Genomic DNA, 20,452 nt, shown 5'->3' on the forward strand with positions numbered 1-20,452 from the left:
GTCAGGCCTCGACGACCTCGACGTTGACTACGTCTTCGATGACAGGGTTGGAGAGCAGAGTCTCGGCAGCTTCACGGGCCTGGGCCAGGATAGCGTCGGTCACCTCGCCGTCAACCGTCAGTTCGAAGCGCTTGCCTTGGCGGACTGCGCTGAAGCTGTTGAAGCCAAGGCGGGGCAGTGCACCCACAATGGCTTTCCCCTGGGGGTCCAGAATCTCGGGCTTGGGCATGACGTCAACGACGATCCGGGGCATCCGGTAACTCCTGTGCGTGAGTTGGGTGAACCTTTAAATAAGGCTGCCGCGGAGGGTGCCGTCTCACGCCGGTCAGCCGCGTTCGAACTGTGTCCTGAAAACGGTGTCCTGAAACGGTGTGGGGGCGCTCCGCGAGCTTGCACATCTATCCTACCGGGAGTCGCGCGCATACCCTATTCAGCGCAATTGCGCGAGGAGCCCGGGCCGTTTCGGTGGAAATTCCCTGCGTTGGAGGGCCCGACGGCGGTATGGCAGCAGGTGCCGGGCGTCACTAGGATGGCGGCATGGCTGAGAAACCGAAGTCGATGGTGTTGGGCATTGTGGGTGCCGCAGTCTTTGCCGGGCTGGGGCGCATGGTCCTCCAAAGAATCAAGGCAGACAAGGCTGCACGAAGCCAGCGGGTCACCACTGCACTGGACAAGGAGACGCGGGAACGGATCAGCCGGGCGATCAGGACGCCAGGCAAATAATGTCCGTCGGGCAGCACCGGCGGCTTACGGGTAGCGCACCGCAGTAATAGCGAACGTACAAATGCGCTAATGCAACGGGTTAAACTCTTGGATTCCGGCGTAGTTTAGGTCCTACACGCCGGTCCCTTGCCGGGGCCACCAAGACCCGACCAGGAGGAACAATGACGGACCACATTGCAGAAGTATCCGCCTGTAGCGTTGGCAGTTGCGGATTCAATCATGACGGATGCACGGCATTCGGCATCACCATCGGTGGCACCCAGGACCACGCTTCCTGCGCCACGTTCATTGACACGAACGCCATGGGTGGACTTCCAAAGGTCCTCGCCCACGTCGGCGCCTGCCAACGTTCCGAATGCGTGCATAACAACAACCTCATGTGTGAAGCACACGACGTGAAGGTGGGACCCGGCGCAGATTCCGCGGACTGCCTGACGTACGAGCACACGTGATCCTTCGTCAAAAGAGCGGGTGCGCCCTTGCCGGGCGCGCCCGCTCTTTTTGCGTCAAACGCAGGGTTGAATCAGCGAACCAGGTTCTTCAGCTCACGGCGCTCGCGGAGCGCTGCGATGTTCGACAATACGAGGGCTGACCCGCCCTTGGGCCGGTTCCCGGCGACGTGCGGAGTGATGATCAAGTTGGGTGCGGACCATAGTTCCGACCCGGCCGGCAGGGGCTCTGTCTTGGTGACGTCCACTGCCGCTGCGCGGAGGCGGCCATCGCGAAGGGCGGCCAGCAGGGCGTCTTCGTCCACGGTGGCGCCGCGTCCTACATTCACGAACACAGCCGTATCCGGCAGGGCATCCAGAATCTCTTCGTTCAGCGAATTTTCCGTCTCGGGGGTGGCCGGGAGGATGGAAATGAGCACGTCCGTTGTGGCCAGGACCCCGGGGAGATCCCCGGTTGCGACCACGGGAAAGCCGTAGCGCTCGCCCGCAGAGTTCGCGACGCCGGTGACCTCCGCACCCAGCGCGGCCAGCAGGGGAGCGAGGCGTCCTGCGATCGAGCCGAACCCCCAAATGGTGACTTTGGCGCCGTCGAGCGTGTAGAGCTGTTCTGTGTCCGGGGCGGACTGGGCCGCGTTGTACTCCCGGTCCCAGAGTGCCGACTTCTGCCCTTCGAACAGCACGTCCAAGCGGCGCACGGCTGCCAGCACCAATGCCAGTGCGTGTTCCGCCACCGGACCGTCGTGGAGCGAGCGGCCTGAGGTGACCTGCACATTGTCCGGGAACCCGGCTGCGAGCACCGAATCGGGGCCGGCTGCCAACGTCTGGACGAGCCGCAGGTTTGTGAGCCGCCGGGCAGCGTCCTCCAGGTTGCCGCTGGTGTTCTGCCACGTCACCAGGACCTCGGCGTCGATGTGTTCGTCCGGAATCGGTTGGTCCACTTGGTAGGACGCGACCTCTTCGCCCGAAGTTCCGAGGTCCAGCTCGATGGTATTGGGGACGAGGATCTTCAAGGCGGAACTCCGTTACTGCTCGCGGGTCATGGTCTTTGCTCTGGTGGAGGGCTTGTGCTCGACGTTATCTGCTTTGGCGGACAAAAACTTGATTCAGCGTCATCGCTAGCAATGTGACGGCCAGCACTTTATGGTTGTAGGACGTTCGACGTGGCACGTAATACGAGGTATCTAGTCTGCGCGAATGATCCACCAGCACCTCCGCAGTGAGCGGAAAGAGGAAGGAACACGGATTTGAGATCCAACAGCACCTCCGCACCATCGCTAGTCCGAAGAGCCGCAACCGGCGTACTGACCTGCGCGGTCAGCATCGGCTTGCTGGCCGGCTTGGGACTGCCCGCCCAGGCGGCCCCCACTCCGCCCAATTCGCCCACGCTTCCACCGGGCAGCTTCTCTGAAACCAATCTGGCGGCCGACCGCACGGCGGCGAATTTCTTCTACCGGATTCCCGCGCTTACCTACCTTGGCAACGACGTGGTCCTTGCAGCGTGGGACGGTCGCCCGGGTTCGGCGGCGGACGCCCCGAACCCGAACTCGATCGTCCAGCGCCGAAGCACGGACGGTGGCAAGACCTGGGGGCCGGTCCAAGTGATCGCCGCAGGCCACGTCGCCGATGCCAGCGGCCCTCGATACGGCTACAGCGATCCCTCGTACATCTACGACGCGGAAGCCAACAAGGTCTTCGCTTTCTTCGTGTACTCGAAGGACCAAGGCTTTGGCGGCAGTCAGTTCGGCAACGACGACGCGGACCGGAACGTCATTTCCTCCGCCGTCATCGAGTCTTCCGACGCCGGCGTGACATGGAGCCAGCCCCGCCTCATCACCTCCGTCACCAAGCCGGGTACCAGCAAGACCAACCCGGCAGCCGGCGACGTCCGCTCCAACTTTGCCTCCTCCGGTGAGGGCATCCAGCTCAAATACGGCCCGCACAAGGGCCGTCTCATCCAGCAGTACGCCGGCGACGTGCGGCAAGCTGACGGAAGCAACAAGATCCAGGCCTACAGCGTCTATTCAGACGATCACGGCGTCACGTGGCACAAGGGTGCCAACGTGGGCGACCGGATGGACGAGAACAAGACTGTGGAACTGTCCGACGGTCGGGTCCTGCTCAACTCCCGGGACAACGCCAACCGGGGCTACCGCAAGGTGGCCGTCTCCACGGACGGCGGAGCCACGTACGGCCCCGTCAGCCAGGACACGGAATTGCCGGACCCTGCCAACAACGGTGCAATCGCCCGCATGTTCCCCAACGCGGCGCAGGGCTCCGCAGACGCGAAGAAACTGATCTTCACCAACGCAAACTCCAAGACCGGCCGCGAAAACGTCTCGGCCCGGGTCTCCTGTGACGACGGCGAAACCTGGCCGGGCGTCCGCACCATCCGTTCCGGCTTCTCGGCCTACTCAACAGTGACCCGCCTGGCGGACGGAAAGTTCGGCGTCCTCTACGAGGGCAACTACACGGACAACATGCCCTTCGCCACCTTCGACGACGCGTGGTTGAACTACGTCTGCGCTCCCTTGGCAGTACCGGCAGTCAACATCGCCCCGAGCGCAACGCAGGAGGTTCCGGTGACCGTCACTAACCAGGAAGCAACCACGCTTTCCGGCGCGACCGCAACTGTCTATACGCCGTCGGGGTGGTCTGCCACCACGGTGCCCGTGCCCGACGTCGCCCCCGGCGCGTCCGTCACCGTGACCGTTGCACTGACCGCACCGGCGGACGCCAGTGGCCCGCGCAGCCTCAACGCGGCATTCACGACGGCGGATGGCCGGGTTTCGCAGTTCACCTTCACCGCCACCACGCCCGTGGCTCCGCAAGTGGGCCTTACCATCACGGGCTCGGCTCCGGCACGTGACGTAGCGGCCAACCCGTACCAGGCCGGTGACGTGCTGGGGTACACGCTCAACGTCAAGAGCACCGCGAATGTGGCGGCCAACTCCGTGCCGTTGACCGGAACGTTCGACTCCGGCTTCCTGCCTCCCGCGGCCCCCAACTGCCGCTATAACAACCTTGCAGCCGGAGCCAGCTACAACTGCACCACGGCCAAGCACACCATCACGGCCGCCGATATGGAGAGGGGCTACTTTGTTCCGGAGGCCACCTTCAGCATCACTTCCACAACGACGCCGTCACTCACCAAGACGGTGCAGTTCACCGGCGCTGCGGTCGCCCTGCGGGATGGCCTGATTTCGGCGGACATCAGCGGTGCGCGCACCGACGTCGGACGCGACCTCGCAACCCGGCCGTACGCGGCAGGCGAGCTGGTTCCCTACGCCTTTACGGTCAAGAACACCAGCCCGTTCGTGGAGCAGGTGGTTCCTACAGCCGGCAACTTCAGTCCGTTCCTTCCTGCCGGGGCCGGAAACTGCCGCTACCTGTCCCTCCCGGCAGGCCAGAGCTATGAGTGCGCGACGCCCCGTCACGCGGTGACGGCTGAAGAAGTGGAGCAGGGCTTCTTTGTTCCCGACACCACCTGGGAGGTCAGCGCAGCGGGCCAGAGCACCAGGACGTATCGGATCAATGGGGGAGAAGTGGACCTGTTGGTCCGCGATGCTGCCTTGTCCGCCACAGTGGTGGCCGAATGGAAGGATGCTGACGGAGACCGCTTCGCCAGCGCCGGAGACCCTGTAACTTTCACCTACACCGTGGGCAACGCGGGCAATGTAGCGTTGACGGGCCTTGAAGCGCCCGACGCCGGGATATCGCTGCCCTTCCTTGCCCCCGGAGACACTGCCACGGCAACACGCGAGCACGTCCTGACCGCTGCCGACGTTGCAGGTGGATCGTTGGCTGCCTCCGCTTTTGAGGCCACGGCCCGCAACGGATCCAAGGAAGTGACCGCAACTGCGGAAGGTCAGCCCCTGGAGCTGAAGGTGCAGCCGGCACAGCCAAGCAAGGAGCCCGAACTGACAGTTCAGGACCTTGAGGACCAGACGCCGCCGTTCGATCTCGGCACGGCCTTCAAGTACCGGACCGGACAGAAGGTGTCCCTCGCCGGGCTTGAGTACGGTCAGTGGTATTACGTGTACCTCAATAAGACGGGCTACCGCCTCGGCTGGATGTTCCCCACCACCGGGGACACCGTGGAGTTCATCCTCCCGCCCGAGGTCAGGAATGGCCGGGATGACGTGGTGGTGCTGGACAAGGACGGCCGCCGGGTTTCCTTCGACCGGCTCCAAGTAACGCCGAAGGGGGAGAAGATCTAGCGTCCTGATGCTGGGGAGGACGGGCCCGATTGTGACAAGACAAAAACACAAAAATGTGCCTTATGTCATATGTCGCTCTCACTCTGTACTCTGTGACTCGGTTGGTAGTGCGCTTTTGACAGGAACTGTCAATGCCGCAACCGGCCCCCGTTTGAAAGGTCCAGGCGATGGCGCCCGGTCCTCCCCAGTGAAAGGTGCACTCACTCGTGAAATCCCAAGGAAAGAGCTTCGTCAGAAGCGAGGGCCTTCGGAAGGCGGCGGCCTTGGCTGTCGGTCTGCCGTTGCTGCTCTCTTCCGTGGCGTTGCCGGCCCAGGCGGCTCCATCGGCGGAAAACGTTCCGGCTGTGGCCAAGAAGAACCTTGACCCTGCTGCCTATAAGGACGGCCGTTACATGGTGGTCCTCGCGGAGAAGCCCGCTGCGACCTACGACGGCGGCACGCCCGGCTTGGCGCCTACCAAACCGGAAGAGGGCAAAAAGCTAAAGGCCGACAGTGCCGAGGTCAAGCAGTACCAGTCGCACCTGCAGCGCAAGCAACAGGAAATCGCGAAGCAGGAAAACGTCAAGATCCAGCGCGATTTCACCACCGCTGTCAATGGCTTCAGCGCCAACCTCACGGCAGACCAGGCCATCAACCTGGCCAAGGACCCCGACGTCCTGCTGGTGGCGCCGGACACGCAACAGGCCCCTGACTACTCCACCACCGATTTCCTGAAGCTCAGCGGGCCCAATGGCACCTGGGCAACCCAGTACGGCGGGGTGGACAACGCAGGAAAGGGCACCGTGGTTGGCGTCATCGACACCGGCTACACCCCCTCCAACCCGTTCTTCGCCGGCGAACCTGTAGGACCCCTCGTTGGCAACCCCCAAATAGGCGTTCCCTACCGCACCGACGACGGCAAGATTGCGATGCTCAAGGCCGACGGAGACACCTTTGTAGGTGAGTGCCAGCCCGGTACCGGCACAGGCGCCGACTACGACGGCAGCGCCTGCAATTCCAAGGTCCTCAGCACCCACTACTTCGCGGACGCTTTCCTGGACACCGTTCCTCCGGAGAACCGCGCCCCTGAGGAACTCATTTCCCCCGTGGACGTGGACAGCCACGGCACTCACACCGCAAGCACCGCAGCCGGCAACGCCAACGTTGAGGCAACGGTTGACGGGCGCAGCTTCGGCGTCACCAGCGGCATAGCACCGGCCGCGAAACTCTCCATCTACAAGGTTTGCTGGGAAGACACCGACCCCTCCACAGGCGGCTGCTACGGATCGGCTTCCGTTGATGCGATCGAGCAGGCAATCCTGGACGGCGTGGACGTACTGAACTACTCCATTTCCGGCTCTGCCACGTCCACCACGGATCCTGTTTCCCTGGCGTTCCTTTCCGCCGCTTCGGCAGGCATCTTTGTGGCCACGTCCGCCGGCAACTCCGGCCCGACGCCCAGCACCGTCAACCACGGAGCACCCTGGCTGACCACGGTAGCCGCAACCTCGTTCTCGCAGGAACTGCAGGGAACCGTGGAATTCTCCGATGGCAGCAAGTTCCGCGGAGCGAGCATCATGAACAAGGAGGTGACCGGTGCCGGCGTCGTGCTTTCCACCGATGCCGCCAGCGGCAACGGTGACGCTGCCCTCTGCGCTCCGAATTCGCTGGACCCGGCCAAGGTGGCGGAGAAGGTAGTTGTCTGCGACCGCGGCGTAGTTGACCGTACCGCCAAGAGCGCCGAAGTACTGCGTGCCGGCGGCGTGGGCATGATCCTTGTGAACCTGACTGCCTCCTCGCTGGACACCGACAAGCACGCGGTCCCCACCGTGCACGTCAACCCGCCGGCTACCGCCACCATCAAGGAGAAGGTCGCGGCCAACCCGGCCATCACCGTCTCCCTGCTGAACCGCGACACCACGGGTCTCCCGGCCGAAGCCCAGCCGCAAATTGCCGGGTTCTCCTCGCGCGGCCCGCTGCTGGCTACTGACTCCGACCTCCTGAAGCCGGATGTTTCCGCTCCCGGTGTCGCCATCCTCGCCGGCGTTTCCCCGATCGGAACCGGAGGGGACAACTTCGGCTTCCTGTCCGGTACGTCCATGGCCTCCCCGCACGTGGCAGGCTTCGGAGCCCTGGTCCTGTCCAAGAACCCCACATGGTCCCCGGCAGCGGTCAAGTCCGCCATGATGACCACCGCAGGCCAAGTGAAACTGGCCAACGGCACTCCGAACACGGACGTCTTCGCAACCGGAGCCGGACAGGTGGACCCTGCCAAGGTCCTTTCGCCGGGCCTGGTCTACGACAACACCACGGAGGACTACCTCAAGTTCGTCCAGGGAACGGGCATGGACCTGGGCATTCCGGGCCTTGGCACCACGCAGGCCCGTGACATGAACGTGCCCTCCTTCGCGCTGGGCAACCTCGCCGGCAAGATCGAGGTCACCCGTACCGTCACTGCCCTGACGCCGGGTCTGTACCGGGCAACGGTCAACGTTCCCGGAGTCGACGTCAAGGTCACCCCGTCCGTCCTCAACTTCAGCCGCGCCGGTGAGAAGCGGACGTTCAAGGTGAGGTTCGAGAACAAGAACGCAGAACTGGGCAAGTTCGCCATGGGTTCGCTGAGCTGGCAGGGTGCCAAGCAGACCGTCACCTCACCCATCGCGGTCCGCCCACAGTCGGTGATTGCTGACAAAGCGCTCGCCTTCACCGGTACCGGCCCCAACGGCTCGGGAACCATCAACATCACCTCCGGCACCAACCTTCCGGTGGGCGTCACGGTTGACGGCCTGTCCAGGGCTGACTCCTCTGCCGTGGAACTGGTCCCCGGCCCCTTCGCGGGCGAGACCAACGCATCCAACTTCGTGAAGAAGGTGACGGTGGGTGAAGGCCGTGCGCTGGCCAAGTTCTCGGTCATTTCCTCCGACGAGGCCGCGGACTTCGACATGCTGGTCCTGACACCCTCCGGGCAGCAGCTCCCGTCCGCCACGGCCTCGGCCAGCGAGTCTGTGACTGTCACGAACCCGGCGCCGGGTGACTACTACGTTTTCGCCAACCTGTACGCGAGCCCCAACAACCAGCCCACCAAGGCAACTGTTGATGCCGCCGTCCTCGGCGCGAACGAAGGCAACGCCACACTCACCCCCAACCCGATCAAGCTGGCCAACGGCAAGAAGGGCACCATCGCGCTGAACTGGAAGAACCTGGAACCGGGTTCCTACATCGGCCGGCTGACCTTCGACGGGACCAGCGAGCCCAGCTTCGTCACCGTAGTGGTGAGCCCGGGTGGGGCAGTAGTTGTTCCTGACAATGAGAATCCCAAGAAGGACAAGAAGCACCGCGGCAAGATCCGCAGCGACGAGCCGACACAGGAGAACAACGCAGGCTAGTCCGTGTTCTCCCTGTAACAACTGTGGCCGGTGGGTTTTCCCACCGGCCACAGTTGTCACGGACCGCCGATTGGTGGCTGGGCAGCGTCCTTCGTTGGCGGTCTAGTAGTCCGCCGCCATCACTGGGCCGTGACGCGCTTGTGCTGCTCAGCGCCGGTGGCGTGCTCGCAGGACATCAGCAATTGCAGCGCTTCTGCCGCGGGCGTACCCGGGTCTGCGGCGTACATGAGGACGCGGTGACCGGATTGATCGGGCGGAGACAGGACTTCGAAGTTGAGTTCAATATCGCCAACCTCGGGGTGGTGCATGTACTTCACACCGGACATGCAGTTCTCCACGGGATGACGGGCCCACAGATTGGCGAACTCCTGGCTGTTCATGACCAACTCCCCAATTAGCGACGCAAGTTCCGGGTCATCCGTGGCACGGCCGGCTACCAGCCGCAGCGAAGAAACAGCACGTGTGGCCTCCTCCTGCCAGCGTGTGTAGAGCTCACGTGTGTGGCGGTCCCGGAACAGCAGCCGCGTCATGTTGGGCCGCGTGGATGGAGAGTCAGGCGAGGCGAAATCCAAGTGGCCGGCCACCAGCCTGTGGCCGATGCGGTTCCACGCCAGGACCTCGCTGCGGCGTCCAAGGACGACGGCGGGCGTCGTGGCCAGCGACTGGATGAGCCGGAGTGTGCCTGGCCTGACCTTGTCCGGCTTGGTCAGGGTCCGTCGCTTGCTTGTTCCGGGCCGGGCAAGGTTGAAAAGGTGTGCCCGCTCATCGGTGTTCAAGTTCAAAGCCCGCGCGATGGCGTCGATCACGGCCTCGGACGCATTATTGCTGAGCCCCTGCTCCAGCCGGGTGTAGTAGGTGCTGCTGACACCGGCCAACATCGCTAGCTCTTCCCTGCGCAGGCCCGGTACGCGACGGATGCCGTAGTTCAGCAGGCCGACGTCCTCTGGCTGTAAGGCAGCTCTTCGGACGCGAAGAAACTCCCCAAGTTCACTTGGATTACTCATGCGCCCCATTCTGCCGGTGTCGTGGGACCTTGTCCTGTCACTGCCAGTGGTAGGCAGAAGGGGGTGTGGTTGATGCCGCGGGATTGGATGAACGTGGAGTTGTGAAGATGCCGTCCACGGGCGGCTGTACCTCCAAGAGAAGGACCTTTCCCATGACAACGCAACCCGATGTCAGCACGGAACCCGGTGTTCCACCCTTGACTGAAGAAGTCCGGAGGCCCGTCCAGGCAGCAACCCAGGCCTCGGCGCGTATGAACGGCCGTCAAAGGCTGGCACTCATTGTCCTGCTGGCGGCGAGTTTTACCTTGGCCGTCGACTTTTCCATCCTCAACGTTGCCCTCCCGGCCATCGGCGCCGACGTTGGATTCAGCCTGGAGAACCTGCAGTGGATAGCTACGGCGTTCGCGCTGTGCGCTGCCGGGTTGACGCTCCTGTTTGGCCGCGTGGCAGACATTGCGGGGCGTCGCAGGATGTTCATCATCGGCATGGCTTTGCTGGGAGCTGCCTCGCTGGCCGGTGGCCTGGCTGCCGATCCCGCACTGCTGTTGATAGCCCGCGTGGGTCAAGGCATTGCGACGGCGATAGTCGTCCCTGCTGCGCTGTCGTTGCTCCTGGCCTCGTTCCCCGAAGGTCCGCTGCGGGACAAGGCCTTGGGGCTCAATGGTTCCCTGATGGCCGCAGGCTTCACAACCGGCGCCATCCTTGGCGGGCTCCTGACCGATCTGCTCAGCTGGCGCTGGGCCTTCTTCATCAACGTCCCGGTCGCCGTCGCGGTTCTCATCATCGCCCCGATCGTCCTCGGTGAGAGCAAGCCAGCTACCAAACTGAAGCTCGACGTCCCCGGGGCCATCACGGTAACCCTGGGCCTTCTTGCACTCGTCTTTGGCCTGACCAACGCCGCCGAACATTCCTGGACCGATCCGTTGACTTTGGGGTCGCTCGCCGCAGCCCTGGTTCTGTTCTTGGCTTTCGTGGCGGTGGAGCGCAAGGCGTCGTCCCCGTTGGTTCCCTTGGACATCTTGAAGCGCTCCGCAGTCGCCTGGGGAAATATCGCCGGCATTCTTGCCTTCGTCACCGAGACGTCCCTTGTATTCCTGCTGACCCTGTACTTGCAGCAAGTGCTCGGGTACACCCCGCTTGGCGCCGGTCTTGCCTTCGCGGTCCTCGGCCTCGGCACAGTGCTCGGTGGAGTTCTTGGCCCCAAGGTCATCGGAAAGATCGGCAACAAGAAGGCCATTGTTTACGGATTCATTGTCCAAGCCATCGCCACCGGCGCGCTTGTGCTGCTCAGCGAACACCCGGCTTCGATTGCTCTGCTTCTGATTGCCACGTTCATCGGTGGTGTGGCAAACCTCGTCGTCATTGTTGGTTACATGGTCACCGCCACATCTGGCTTGCCTGATGGAGAGCAAGGCTTGGCTACGGGGTTGGCAACAATGAGCCAGCAAATCGGCATCACCATGGGTATTCCGATCATGAGCGCCATCTTCACCGCACAGATCCTGTCTATCGGAAACAACGCCGCTCCGGCCGTCCTCAGCGGTGTCACTACGGCAATCTGGGTGAACGCAGGCCTGTGCCTGGCCACGGCTCTGGCAGTGGGCTTGTTCCTCCGCCGTCCGGGCCTGCTTGCGTCGGAAATTTCACACGTTGCCCGTTGAGCCCCCGAGGCCGCCGAATAGGGGAGCCAGGCTGCGCCACCGGGCGATTTCGCAGCCGTCGGTCCGGCTGAATTGGCTGTTGACTTGCCGTCCGCGGAACGTCCCCTCGACCACCGCGATTTGCGGTCCACCGTACTGCTGCGTGCAGAGCCGGTCCGGACGCGGTACCGGGAAGAAGGCTTCCTCGCCGAACTGCTCGACGGCGGCAAGTGCCGCATGCGCGTCCGGCAAGTTGGATTCCACCGAACCTTCGGCCGGGGAGAGGACGCCGTCAACGGAACGGAGGCGGAACGTCCTCGGCTCCGCGCCGGGTGCCTCGGTCAGCGTTACGGTCAGGTCGACGTCGTATTCGGTCTTTTCGGAAGAAACCATGGTTACCTTTCGCTGGTGCGGCGGGTGCTTCAAGCGTTGACCGGCAGGGCCTCCAGTAACGGACCCACCGACTCAAGCACGCGGGCCCTCAACTTCTGCGACTCGGCTGCGAAAGCCCGCTGGTACTCAACGTACTCGGCTTTGCCCTCCGGTGTCTCGATCCTGATGGGCGGGTAGCCCCATTCTTCAAGGTCGTAGGGTGAGGCCTGCATGTCCATGGCCCGGATCCGCCAGGACAATTCGAAGCAATCCATCACCAGCTCGCTGGGCAGCGCGGGGGCCAGCTTGTAGGCCCACTTGTAGAGGTCCATATTGGCGTGGAGGCAGCCGGGCTGCTCTATGGTCCGCTGGTTCTCCCGCGTAGGAGCGAGCTCGTTGAGGGGGACAGCGTCCGGCGTGTAAAAGCGGAAGGCATCAAAGTGGGAGCAGCGGATGCGGTTCTTTTCCACCACGTCATCCGTCCCCTCCCCGCCGAGCCTGAGCTGCAGGTACTCATGGCGTAGTTCGAACTTTTCCTGCCTGTACACCATGGCCCACTCGTGCAGCCCAAAGCAGCCGAATTGGGCCGGCCGCATTGCAGTGCCCTTGAGGATGATCCCGGCGAAGCGAACAGCTTCCGCACGCTGGTTCAGGAACGGCTCGCGGTGGAAAGCTACCGCAGGCGTCCCGGGCGCCAGTCCGACGGCGGCGAGCTGGCCGTCGTCGAGCCTGTGATAGAACTTCCAGTCCGCCCGCTCCAGGGCGCGCTCCCCGCTGAGCACCACGCCGTCCCCGGGGTGCCAGCGCAGCAGTTGCCCGGGCTTCTGCGTGTAATACGTGAAGAGAAAGTCCTCCACAGGGTGCTTCTGCCCGGCGGAACGGCGGGCGAGGTAGGGATCGGCGTAGCGGGCGACGCGCGCGCGATGGGCAGCCTCCAGCCCAAGCCACTGCTCCTGGGGGAGGTGCTGAAGCCTAGGCTGCACCACCACTGGCACCCAGGATGCTGCCGGCGGCGTCCCACAGGGCAATCTGGCAGCCGTCGGACCTGTTGAATTTCGCGTCCACCTCGGTGCCGTCAACGGCGCCCGTCACGGTGGCTGTCTCCGGGCCGCCGAACTGCATGGTGCAGGCCTGATCGGTCTTTACCGGCGCGGGGTTGAGGAGCGCAGGGTAGTTCTTCAGGACCTCGCAGGCCGCGGCCGCGGTGGGATGATTGCTCTCTGCAGCAGGGACCCCTCCCTGACACACCAAGGTGTAGTTCTTCGGCGCGGCGTCAGGAGATGCCAGGAAGGTAATGGACAGCTCCGCATTGCCTTGGCCCGGAGTGGGCGTGGTGGCGGGAAGGCTCGGGTTGGGCGAAGTATCGCCGGGGCCAAGGGTAGTGGGAACCTGCGTAGGCGTCGCCCCTGTAGTAGACGACGACGGCGACGGGCTGGTGCTGCTTGTGGAACCGGACGTCGGGGTGCTGCCTGAGGTGGCGCTGCTGCTTGAAGTGGCGTCCGGCGCAGGGCCGCCGGTGCAGGCGGCCAGTCCGGCAACAGTCAGTACTGCGAGGGCGGACCGAACGAATCGCATGCGCATTGGATCTCCTTGGTTGCTGCCATTTTACGCGGTCTCTCGGTTTTGGACGCCAGGTGTTGTACCTGCCGGGGGTGTGCTGCTGTTCTCCGGCTTACCCGACTTATCCGACCCTGACCCCGCGTTGTGTTGCCGCGATCAGGCCTGTCATGGCCTGGTGCAGCTCTGCCACTTCCACACGGCTTAGCTGCAGGCGTTCGCGGATCTGCCCGGGAACCGCAGTTGCCTGCTCACGGAGGGCAGCGCCCTTCGCGGTGAGGGTGATGGCGAGGGCGCGCTCGTTGCCTTGGACGCGTTCCCGCGTCACAAGGTCCGCTTCCTCCAAGCGGCGGAGGAGCGGTGAAAGGGTGGCGGGCTCGTGGAGGAGGGCATCGCTGAGGTCCTTGAGGGTGCGGGGACTCCGCTCCCAGAGGGCCAGCATCACCAGGTATTGCGGATGCGTGAGCCCGAGCCGCTCCAAGACGGGCTTGTAAATCCCCACCACGCTGCGGGATGCCACGGTCAGGGCGAAGCAGAGCTGGCGTTCAAGAAGGAGATCGTCGGCTTGATCGTTGATGTCGGTTCCACTGGCTGTGGTCATGGCTTCCTTCCCGGGCTGTGGGCGCGGCTCGAGCCGGCGGACGTGCGTTGCCGGTAACCCTGCAGCCAATTAGTTAGTGCACTAATTATTAGCCTACTATGGAGGTATTGATCCGTTGAAACAAGGAGTCGATCGCCGGTGGCCAAGGAATCATTCGCCCAGAAGTTCATGCGTGCAACTGGCAGGCTGCGGGTTATCTTCGGCCCGGCCCACAGCAGCTCCCTCGATCACGAGATGACCGAGGCCAATCGTCGCCTTCTGGCGCAGCGCCAAGCGGAAACACAGCAGTGGGAAACCGTGCGCCGACCCGATGGCAGCACGTACGTGGTTCCCCGCAACCCGGACGACAAGTCTCTGCGCTAAACCTTCGGTGCCCTCCCCGCGAGATGGCATTTGATGGCAGTCCGGGCGGGGAACATTGCGATTAAATGCCAACTCGCGGACTGACCATTGTGGCTCTCCGGGCGTAAAATTGCCTCACTGGAACGGCGCGCACCGGCCCTGCCGTTTTTCTTTCTCCTGCGGAAAGGGGGTGGAAGAAAATGGGACGCAAATTGGAAGGCTTCCAGCACGTAACCGAACGGCTGCAGTCCGTTTTTGGACCGGCCACTCATGGCTATTCGGATGCTCCTGTGGTGCACAAGCACGATGACTTTGAGCTCGCCTCGGAAGAGGACCTTAAGCATTTTGACGTGGAGACTGACTCCGAAGGGCATCACTACGCTGTCCGGAACAACGATCCAGGTCCAACAACCACCGATTACAGCCTTTAGGGCTGACGCTGGGACCGGGGTTCAGCTCCGGTCCTTCGCTTTGGCGTCCGCGGGCTCCAGCGCTTCCATCATTGATGCTTCCACGCGGGTGATCAGCATGCTTATTATGTTGTTACGGGATGAGTGGAAACAGGGTCAGTCCTGTTTGGGGAGAGGGGCCGTGAATGAGTTTCCAAGATGATGCCGGAAGGATCCCTGCAAACGCAGGAAGTATCCCGGCAAACACCGGACCCGCCGTCCGGTCGCAGGGCCCGGTGCCTGGATCTTCCCGCCCGACGCGTACGGCAGCCGTCTGGGTTGCGGTGGCGGTTGGCCTGGTGGTGCTGGTGCTGCTGATCGTCTTCTTCGTGCAGAACCAGGACATGGTGACGGTGAGGTTCTTCGGATTGGAAGGATCGCTTGCCCTGGGTACGACGCTCTTTATCGCGGCCGTCGGAGGGGGCGTGCTGGTTGCGTTGGCCGGAGGTGCCCGCATCCTGCAATTGCGGATCATCAATCATCGCCGGCAACGCAGCCTCGCTGGGCACGGTACCGGTGCGGGAGTCGAAAACGCTTAGTAATTGCGGAAGGACCAGTTCACAGAGTGAACTGGTCCTTCCGCATTTAACCCGACGGCGGCACTCCCTGACGACGATCAGACCGCCCGGGTTGTGGAGGTCCTAGCCCTCGCAGTCAGTGCAGTAGGCCACGCCATCTTTCTCGCGGGCGATCTGCGAGCGGTGGCGGACCAGGAAGCACGAGTTGCAGGTGAACTCGTCATTTGCCTGCGGGATGACCTGGATGACCAGTTCTTCGGCGACGATTTCGCCGCCGGGGCCGTTGGCGTCGAGGCCATCGGTCTCGTCGAGTTCCAGCACCACGCTCTTGGCCGTAGGGGCGCTGGCGGACTGGAGTGCCTGGAGGGACTGCTCCTGGTTTTCTTTGACGTCTGTGCGGAGTTCGTCGTAATCGGCTGCCACTTGTTTATTTGCCTCTTCAGATAGGGGAGTTACGGCTATGCAACGTACAGCATGCCATGAAAATTCCATACCATACCGTAAAGAGGCCACATGTGGGGAAAACCACGGTAACTAATGTCATGCAAAGGACACGTTAGGGGTGTTCACCTGTCTCAGCGCAGCTCAACATCCAGCTCCTGGAAGTCGTCTGCGGCATGGCGACCCACCAACAGGGTAAACGTGCCCGGCTCGAACTGCCAGCCGCCGTCGTAATGGGCGAAGGCCCTGGCCGGAATCCGCACCTCGACGCTTTCAGTCCCGGACGGCGCCAAGTGCGTTCCCGCGTAGCCGGCCAGCCAACGGACGGGCCGTTCCACCGCTGTCTCCGGGCGGGAAAGGTACACCTGGACCACCTCTCGGCCCGTGCGGTTTCCGGTGTTGCGGACCGGCACGTGGACCACCACGTCCTTACCCGCAGGCACGCACTGTGGCGCATGTGCCGTGCCGAACTCGATGCTGGTATATCCGAGGCCGAACCCGAACGGCAGGGCCGGTGCTGCGCCACCAGCAGCTTCCTGTTTGAGCCAGGCGCGGTACCCGACGTGGATTCCCTCGGAGTACACCACCTTGCCCTCCACCGGCGTTGTACTGAGCACCGGAACGTCCTCCAGCGCGGCCGGCCACGTGGTGGGCAGGCGTCCTCCGGGCTCCTCCTTGCCCACAAGGATGTCCGCGATTGCGTGGCCGAACTCCTGGCCGCCGAACCAGCCGAGCAGCACTGCACTGACCTTGTCCAACCACGGCATCAGAACGGGTGATCCTGAGTTGACCACCACCACGGTGCGGGGATTGGCTGCGGCCACGGCGGACACCAGCTCGTCCTGGAATCCGGGGAGATCCAGGTCGGTGCGATCGAAGCCCTCGGACTCAATGGCTGCGTTGGTACCAACCACCACAACGGCGACGTCGGAGGCGCGGGCTGCTTCCACTGCAGCGGCGATGTCTGCATGCGGGTTGTCCACCACCGTTTCCTCGCCAAGCAGGATGGCCGTGAGTGGAATGAACTGTTCCTCGGGCAGCCGGTACTCCGCTTCGATCCGAACCATTTGGCCGGCGGCCGTTTCGATGGCATGGATCGTGGCGGGCGGGTCGAAGAGGGCCGCGCCGAGGACGTTGGTCTGATCCTCCAGTTCGCCACTGAAGACGTCTTTACCGTCCACGGCCAGGCGGATTCTGCCCACGGTGCCCACCCCGATGTGATGGGTTCCAGCCGTCCGTGCCGTCCAGTCGGTGACCATCCGGATGCTCGCTGTGCCCTCCGGGATCCCGACGCCGAACCAGATAAGGTGCGACGCAAGCCGGTCCTCACCTGAGATTTCCGAACCGTCCGCAGCATGGAAGGTCACCCGTATGCCGGCAACTCCGGACACAGGATTGTGCAGGTCCGTCCGGGAAAAGGCCTGGATGCCCTCGGCTACCTTGGCCCCGCGCGCATAGGTGACCTTGACGTCGTCGGGCAGTGCCGTCTGCAACCCCTCCAGTGGCGAGACCGTGTGCTTGGGCATGACCGTAGCGCTGCCGCCACCTTGCGTGCGCGCCTCCTCGGCGTTGTGGCCGATGACGGCGACGCTGCGGATGCTTCCGACGTCCAGGGGAAGCAGTCCATCGCGGTTGCGGACAAGTACCGCTCCGCGTACGGCAATGTCGCGTGCGACGGCGGCCCCGTCCAGTTCGGCCGGTAGCCGGGTAATTGCCGGTTTGAAGCCTTCCAGTACGCCGACGCGGGCCGCAAGCCGGAGGATGCGGGTGACCTTCTCCAGGATGGCTTCGCGGCTGACGCGGCCATCATTGACCGCAGCTATGAGTTTGGGTCCCCAGTGGCCCGCAGGGCCCGGCATTTCCAGGTCCTGGTGCGCGTTTGCGGCGTCAATGGAGCGCACTCCGGTCCAGTCGGAGACCACTACTCCGTCGAAGCCCCACTCCGTGGAGAGCGGTGTTTCCAGGAGGTCGTTTTCGCTGGCCGTGGTGCCGTTGATCGAGTTATAGGAACTCATGACCAGCCAGGCGCGGGCTTCCCGGATGGCGTCCTCGAACGCTGCGAGGTAGAGCTCGCGCAGGGGTTGCTCTTCAACCACCGAGTCGGCGGTGAAGCGGTCAGTTTCCGCCTCGTTGGCGAGGTAGTGCTTGGGTGTCGCACCCACGCCCATGGACTGGACGCCCTCAACGTACCCGGCCGCAATGGTGGCAGTGAGGCGGGGATCCTCGCTCATGCACTCGAAGTGGCGGCCGCCCAAGGGTGAACGGTGGAGGTTGATGGTGGGGCCGAGCACCGCATGGACGCCCTTGCGCCGGGCTTCCTGGCCAAGGATCTGGCCGTACCGGCGTGCCATGTCAACGCTCCAGGTTGCGGCCAATGCTGTCGGCGAGGGCAGGGAAACGGAGTCGTGGCGTTCGTCGAAGTCCTCACCCCGGACGCCTGCCGGACCATCGGACAGGACGATCCGGCCCAGGCCGATGTCGGGAAGGGAATGGGTGGACCAGATGTCCGCGCCGGTGAGCAGTTGGACCTGCTGTTCGAGGCTGAGTCCGGAAGCAAGCTCGCGGATCCTCGCTTCGGCATCGTCGGTGCCGACGGTGAGGGCTTCCATCAGGCGGGGTTGATTCATGGTGACTCCTTTGTGCATGGCCTTTTCAGGACTTTCACCAAGGGTAACGCTAGAAATCTAGTGTGACTAGGTTTTTAGCGGGGAGCCCGCAAATATACACTGAACCAATGTCTACTTCGAGGGCACGCGGACAGTACGCCAAGGGCGCCGAGCGCCGGGAACAGATCATCCAGACAGCCACAGACGTCTTCGCCACCGAAGGATTTGAAGGGACCGCGCTCAAGCGGGTCGCCGAACTCGTAGGAGTCCGGGAGGCAACGCTGTTCCACTACTTCAAGGGCAAGCAGGAGCTCCTCACGGCGGTCCTCGCCGAGCGTGACCGCCGGGCAGCCGCCGTCGGGAATTCCGAAAAAGCGGGACTTGACCTGATGGCCCCGATCGCCGAGCGGAACCGCCAGGAGCCCGGGCTGACCACCCTGTACGCGGTGGCGTCGGCGACCGCCAGCCACCCCGGGCATGACTCCCACGAATACTTCCGCCAACGGTACGAAGCCCTGGTGGGGGATATCAGCGCTGATATTTCCCAGCGCCAGCACCTGGGGGAGGTTCGGTCCGACGTGGATCCTGTGCAGCTCTCCCGCCTGGTGGTGGCGGCCTTCGATGGACTCCAGCTGCAGTGGCTCTACGACAAGGACGTGGACATGGCCGAGGGACTCCGGACCCTCATCGATGTCCTCTTGCCCCCGGCCGGATGACCTGCCGAAGCAGTTAACGGATAACGCAGCCCTGAAGCCTCAGGACGGCGTTATCTCTTCGGACCTGTCAGGGCTTGGGGCCCAGGGATGTTCCTAGCGGCCGGTGCCGCCGTAGACGGTAGCCTCGGCGTCGCCGTCGAGCTCGAATGCGGCGTGGATGGCGCGGACGGCGTCATCGAGCTTGTCTGCGCTGGTAACCACCGAGATGCGGATCTCCGAGGTGGAGATCATGTCGATGTTGATGCCGGCGTCAGAGAGTGCCTTGAAGAACGTAGCCGAAACGCCCGGGTGCGAACGCATGCCGGCGCCGATGAGGGACAGTTTGCCGACGTTCTCGTTGTACTCAATGCTCTCGAAGCCGATCTGGCCCTCAGCGGCGCGAAGGGCGGCCAGGGCGTCGGCGCCTTCAACGATGGGCAGCGTGAAGGAGATGTCCGTGCGGCCCGTCCCGTGGGTGGAAACGTTCTGGACGATCATGTCGATGTTCGAGTGGGCGTCGGCGATCACCTGGAAGATCGCAGCGGCCTTGCCGGGGATGTCCGGAACGCCAACAACGGTGACCTTGGCTTCGGACCGGTCGTGTGCAACGCCGGAGATGATTGGCTGCTCCAAGGCAACTCCCTCTTGAATCGTGAACTTTTCATCGGCACCCGGGATGACCCATGTGCCTTCATGGTTACTGAATGAAGACCGCACGTGCAGCGGAACGCCGAACCGGCGGGCATACTCCACGCAGCGCAGGTGCAGGATCTTGGCGCCGGACGCAGCGAGCTCCAGCATCTCCTCGCTGGAGATGCGGTCAATCTTCTGGGCGGAGGAGACCACGCGGGGATCGGCAGTGTAGATGCCGTCAACGTCCGTGTAGATCTCGCAAACGTCCGCTTCCAGCGCTGCGGCCAGTGCAACAGCCGTGGTGTCCGAACCGCCGCGGCCCAGCGTGGTGATCTCATTGGTGACGCGGGTCATGCCCTGGAAGCCGGCGACGATTGCGATGTGGCCCTTGTCCAGCGCCGTGCGGATCCGGTGCGGGTCGACGTCGATAATTCGCGCCTTGCCGTGGATACCGTCGGTAATCATGCCGGCCTGCGAGCCGGTAAACGACTGGGCGGAAGCACCAAACTTGTTGATCGCCATTGCCAGCAGAGCCATCGAAATACGCTCGCCGGCGGACAACAGCATGTCCATCTCGCGGGCGGGGGCGGAGTCGGTGACCTGGGCTGCGAGGTCGAGGAGCTCATCTGTGGTGTCACCCATTGCGGAGACGACAACGACTACCTCGTTGCCGGCCTTCTGCGCATCCACCACCCGCTGGGCAACCCGTTTGATGCCGTCGGCATCGGCAACCGAGGAACCGCCGAACTTCTGGACGATCAGCTGCTTGGTAATGGCAGCTCCGCCTGCGAGCTCTTCGATTTTCACTTCGGTAGTGGGCATAGTCATGCGCGCACCCTC

The 20,452-nt window shown here is 63.6% G+C and carries 19 protein-coding genes; 9 read left to right on the forward strand and 10 right to left on the reverse strand.

Annotated features, from left to right (window positions below; all coding sequences use genetic code 11):
* Window position 1 precedes the first annotated feature (1 nt).
* Entirely contained in the window at window positions 2-253 is a 252-nt protein-coding gene (gene purS, locus AUR_RS13350; protein WP_011773385.1) for a phosphoribosylformylglycinamidine synthase subunit PurS, read from the reverse strand.
* A gap of 284 nt (window positions 254-537) precedes the next feature.
* On the opposite strand from purS, the gene AUR_RS13355 reads away from it, so the two are divergent.
* Window positions 538-723 (forward strand): hypothetical protein, encoded by a 186-nt coding sequence (locus AUR_RS13355; RefSeq protein WP_062095047.1) that lies wholly within the window; start codon window positions 538-540, stop codon window positions 721-723.
* Window positions 724-884: 161 nt separating this feature from the next.
* Window positions 885-1,175, forward strand: a complete 291-nt coding sequence (locus AUR_RS13360) for a DUF1540 domain-containing protein (protein ID WP_021471672.1) — start codon at window positions 885-887, stop codon at window positions 1,173-1,175.
* 71 nt (window positions 1,176-1,246) lie between these two features.
* Here AUR_RS13360 and AUR_RS13365 read toward each other — a convergent pair whose 3' ends face one another.
* A complete protein-coding gene (locus tag AUR_RS13365) occupies window positions 1,247-2,182 on the reverse strand; it encodes an NAD(P)-dependent oxidoreductase (RefSeq protein WP_062095049.1) in 936 nt (311 codons plus the stop codon).
* Window positions 2,183-2,416: 234 nt separating this feature from the next.
* Here AUR_RS13365 and AUR_RS13370 point away from each other — a divergent pair, with 234 nt between their 5' ends.
* A complete protein-coding gene (locus tag AUR_RS13370; RefSeq protein ID WP_062095054.1) occupies window positions 2,417-5,389 on the forward strand; it encodes an exo-alpha-sialidase in 2,973 nt (990 codons plus the stop codon).
* Window positions 5,390-5,595: 206 nt separating this feature from the next.
* A complete protein-coding gene (locus tag AUR_RS13375; RefSeq protein WP_421913713.1) occupies window positions 5,596-8,754 on the forward strand; it encodes a S8 family serine peptidase in 3,159 nt (1,052 codons plus the stop codon).
* 119 nt (window positions 8,755-8,873) lie between these two features.
* On the opposite strand, the gene AUR_RS13380 is transcribed toward AUR_RS13375, so the two are convergent.
* Window positions 8,874-9,758 carry a helix-turn-helix transcriptional regulator gene (locus tag AUR_RS13380; RefSeq protein ID WP_062095056.1) on the reverse strand — a complete coding sequence of 295 codons (885 nt, stop codon included), beginning with the start codon at window positions 9,756-9,758 and terminating at the stop codon, window positions 8,874-8,876.
* Between the two features lie 251 nt (window positions 9,759-10,009).
* On the opposite strand from AUR_RS13380, the gene AUR_RS13385 reads away from it, so the two are divergent.
* Entirely contained in the window at window positions 10,010-11,419 is a 1,410-nt protein-coding gene (locus tag AUR_RS13385) for an MFS transporter (protein ID WP_062098992.1), read from the forward strand.
* Here AUR_RS13385 and AUR_RS13390 read toward each other — a convergent pair.
* From AUR_RS13390 to AUR_RS13405, 4 genes are all read right to left on the reverse strand, one after another.
* Window positions 11,402-11,791: a hypothetical protein gene (locus tag AUR_RS13390; RefSeq protein WP_062095058.1), complete on the reverse strand. Its 390-nt coding sequence runs from the start codon at window positions 11,789-11,791 to the stop codon at window positions 11,402-11,404. The genes AUR_RS13385 and AUR_RS13390 overlap by 18 nt on opposite strands.
* Window positions 11,792-11,820: 29 nt before the next feature.
* Window positions 11,821-12,756 carry a 3-methyladenine DNA glycosylase gene (locus tag AUR_RS13395; protein ID WP_206616248.1) on the reverse strand — a complete coding sequence of 312 codons (936 nt, stop codon included), beginning with the start codon at window positions 12,754-12,756 and terminating at the stop codon, window positions 11,821-11,823.
* Window positions 12,743-13,351: an SSI family serine proteinase inhibitor gene (locus AUR_RS13400; RefSeq protein WP_062095061.1), complete on the reverse strand. Its 609-nt coding sequence runs from the start codon at window positions 13,349-13,351 to the stop codon at window positions 12,743-12,745. The genes AUR_RS13395 and AUR_RS13400 overlap by 14 nt, the downstream gene beginning before the upstream one ends.
* A gap of 100 nt (window positions 13,352-13,451) precedes the next feature.
* Window positions 13,452-13,928, reverse strand: a complete 477-nt coding sequence (locus tag AUR_RS13405) for a MarR family winged helix-turn-helix transcriptional regulator (protein ID WP_062095063.1) — start codon at window positions 13,926-13,928, stop codon at window positions 13,452-13,454.
* Between the two features lie 138 nt (window positions 13,929-14,066).
* Here AUR_RS13405 and AUR_RS13410 point away from each other — a divergent pair, with 138 nt between their 5' ends.
* The 3 genes from AUR_RS13410 (at window position 14,067) to AUR_RS13420 (ending at window position 15,258) form a co-directional block, all read left to right on the forward strand.
* Window positions 14,067-14,291, forward strand: a complete 225-nt coding sequence (locus AUR_RS13410) for a hypothetical protein (protein WP_021471662.1) — start codon at window positions 14,067-14,069, stop codon at window positions 14,289-14,291.
* Between the two features lie 179 nt (window positions 14,292-14,470).
* Window positions 14,471-14,701, forward strand: a complete 231-nt coding sequence (locus AUR_RS13415) for a hypothetical protein (RefSeq protein ID WP_021471661.1) — start codon at window positions 14,471-14,473, stop codon at window positions 14,699-14,701.
* 164 nt (window positions 14,702-14,865) lie between these two features.
* Entirely contained in the window at window positions 14,866-15,258 is a 393-nt protein-coding gene (locus AUR_RS13420; protein ID WP_021471660.1) for a LapA family protein, read from the forward strand.
* Between the two features lie 102 nt (window positions 15,259-15,360).
* Here the strand turns inward: AUR_RS13420 and AUR_RS13425 are convergent, their stop codons facing one another.
* Together AUR_RS13425 and AUR_RS13430 are read right to left on the reverse strand one after the other, a co-directional pair.
* Window positions 15,361-15,660, reverse strand: coding sequence for a DUF4193 domain-containing protein (locus AUR_RS13425; protein ID WP_018778105.1), 300 nt, complete (start codon window positions 15,658-15,660; stop codon window positions 15,361-15,363).
* Window positions 15,661-15,812: 152 nt separating this feature from the next.
* Window positions 15,813-18,305, reverse strand: coding sequence for a beta-glucosidase (locus AUR_RS13430; protein WP_062095065.1), 2,493 nt, complete (start codon window positions 18,303-18,305; stop codon window positions 15,813-15,815).
* Window positions 18,306-18,412: 107 nt separating this feature from the next.
* On the opposite strand from AUR_RS13430, the gene AUR_RS13435 reads away from it, so the two are divergent.
* Window positions 18,413-19,000: a TetR/AcrR family transcriptional regulator gene (locus AUR_RS13435; RefSeq protein ID WP_021471658.1), complete on the forward strand. Its 588-nt coding sequence runs from the start codon at window positions 18,413-18,415 to the stop codon at window positions 18,998-19,000.
* Window positions 19,001-19,093: 93 nt separating this feature from the next.
* Here the strand turns inward: AUR_RS13435 and AUR_RS13440 are convergent, their stop codons facing one another.
* On the reverse strand, window positions 19,094-20,440 hold the full coding sequence (locus tag AUR_RS13440) for an aspartate kinase (RefSeq protein ID WP_021471657.1): 1,347 nt from the start codon (window positions 20,438-20,440) through the stop codon (window positions 19,094-19,096).
* Window positions 20,441-20,452 lie beyond the last annotated feature (12 nt).

The sequence above is a fragment of the Paenarthrobacter ureafaciens genome (genome assembly GCF_004028095.1).
Taxonomy (GTDB): Bacteria; Actinomycetota; Actinomycetes; order Actinomycetales; family Micrococcaceae; genus Arthrobacter; species Arthrobacter ureafaciens.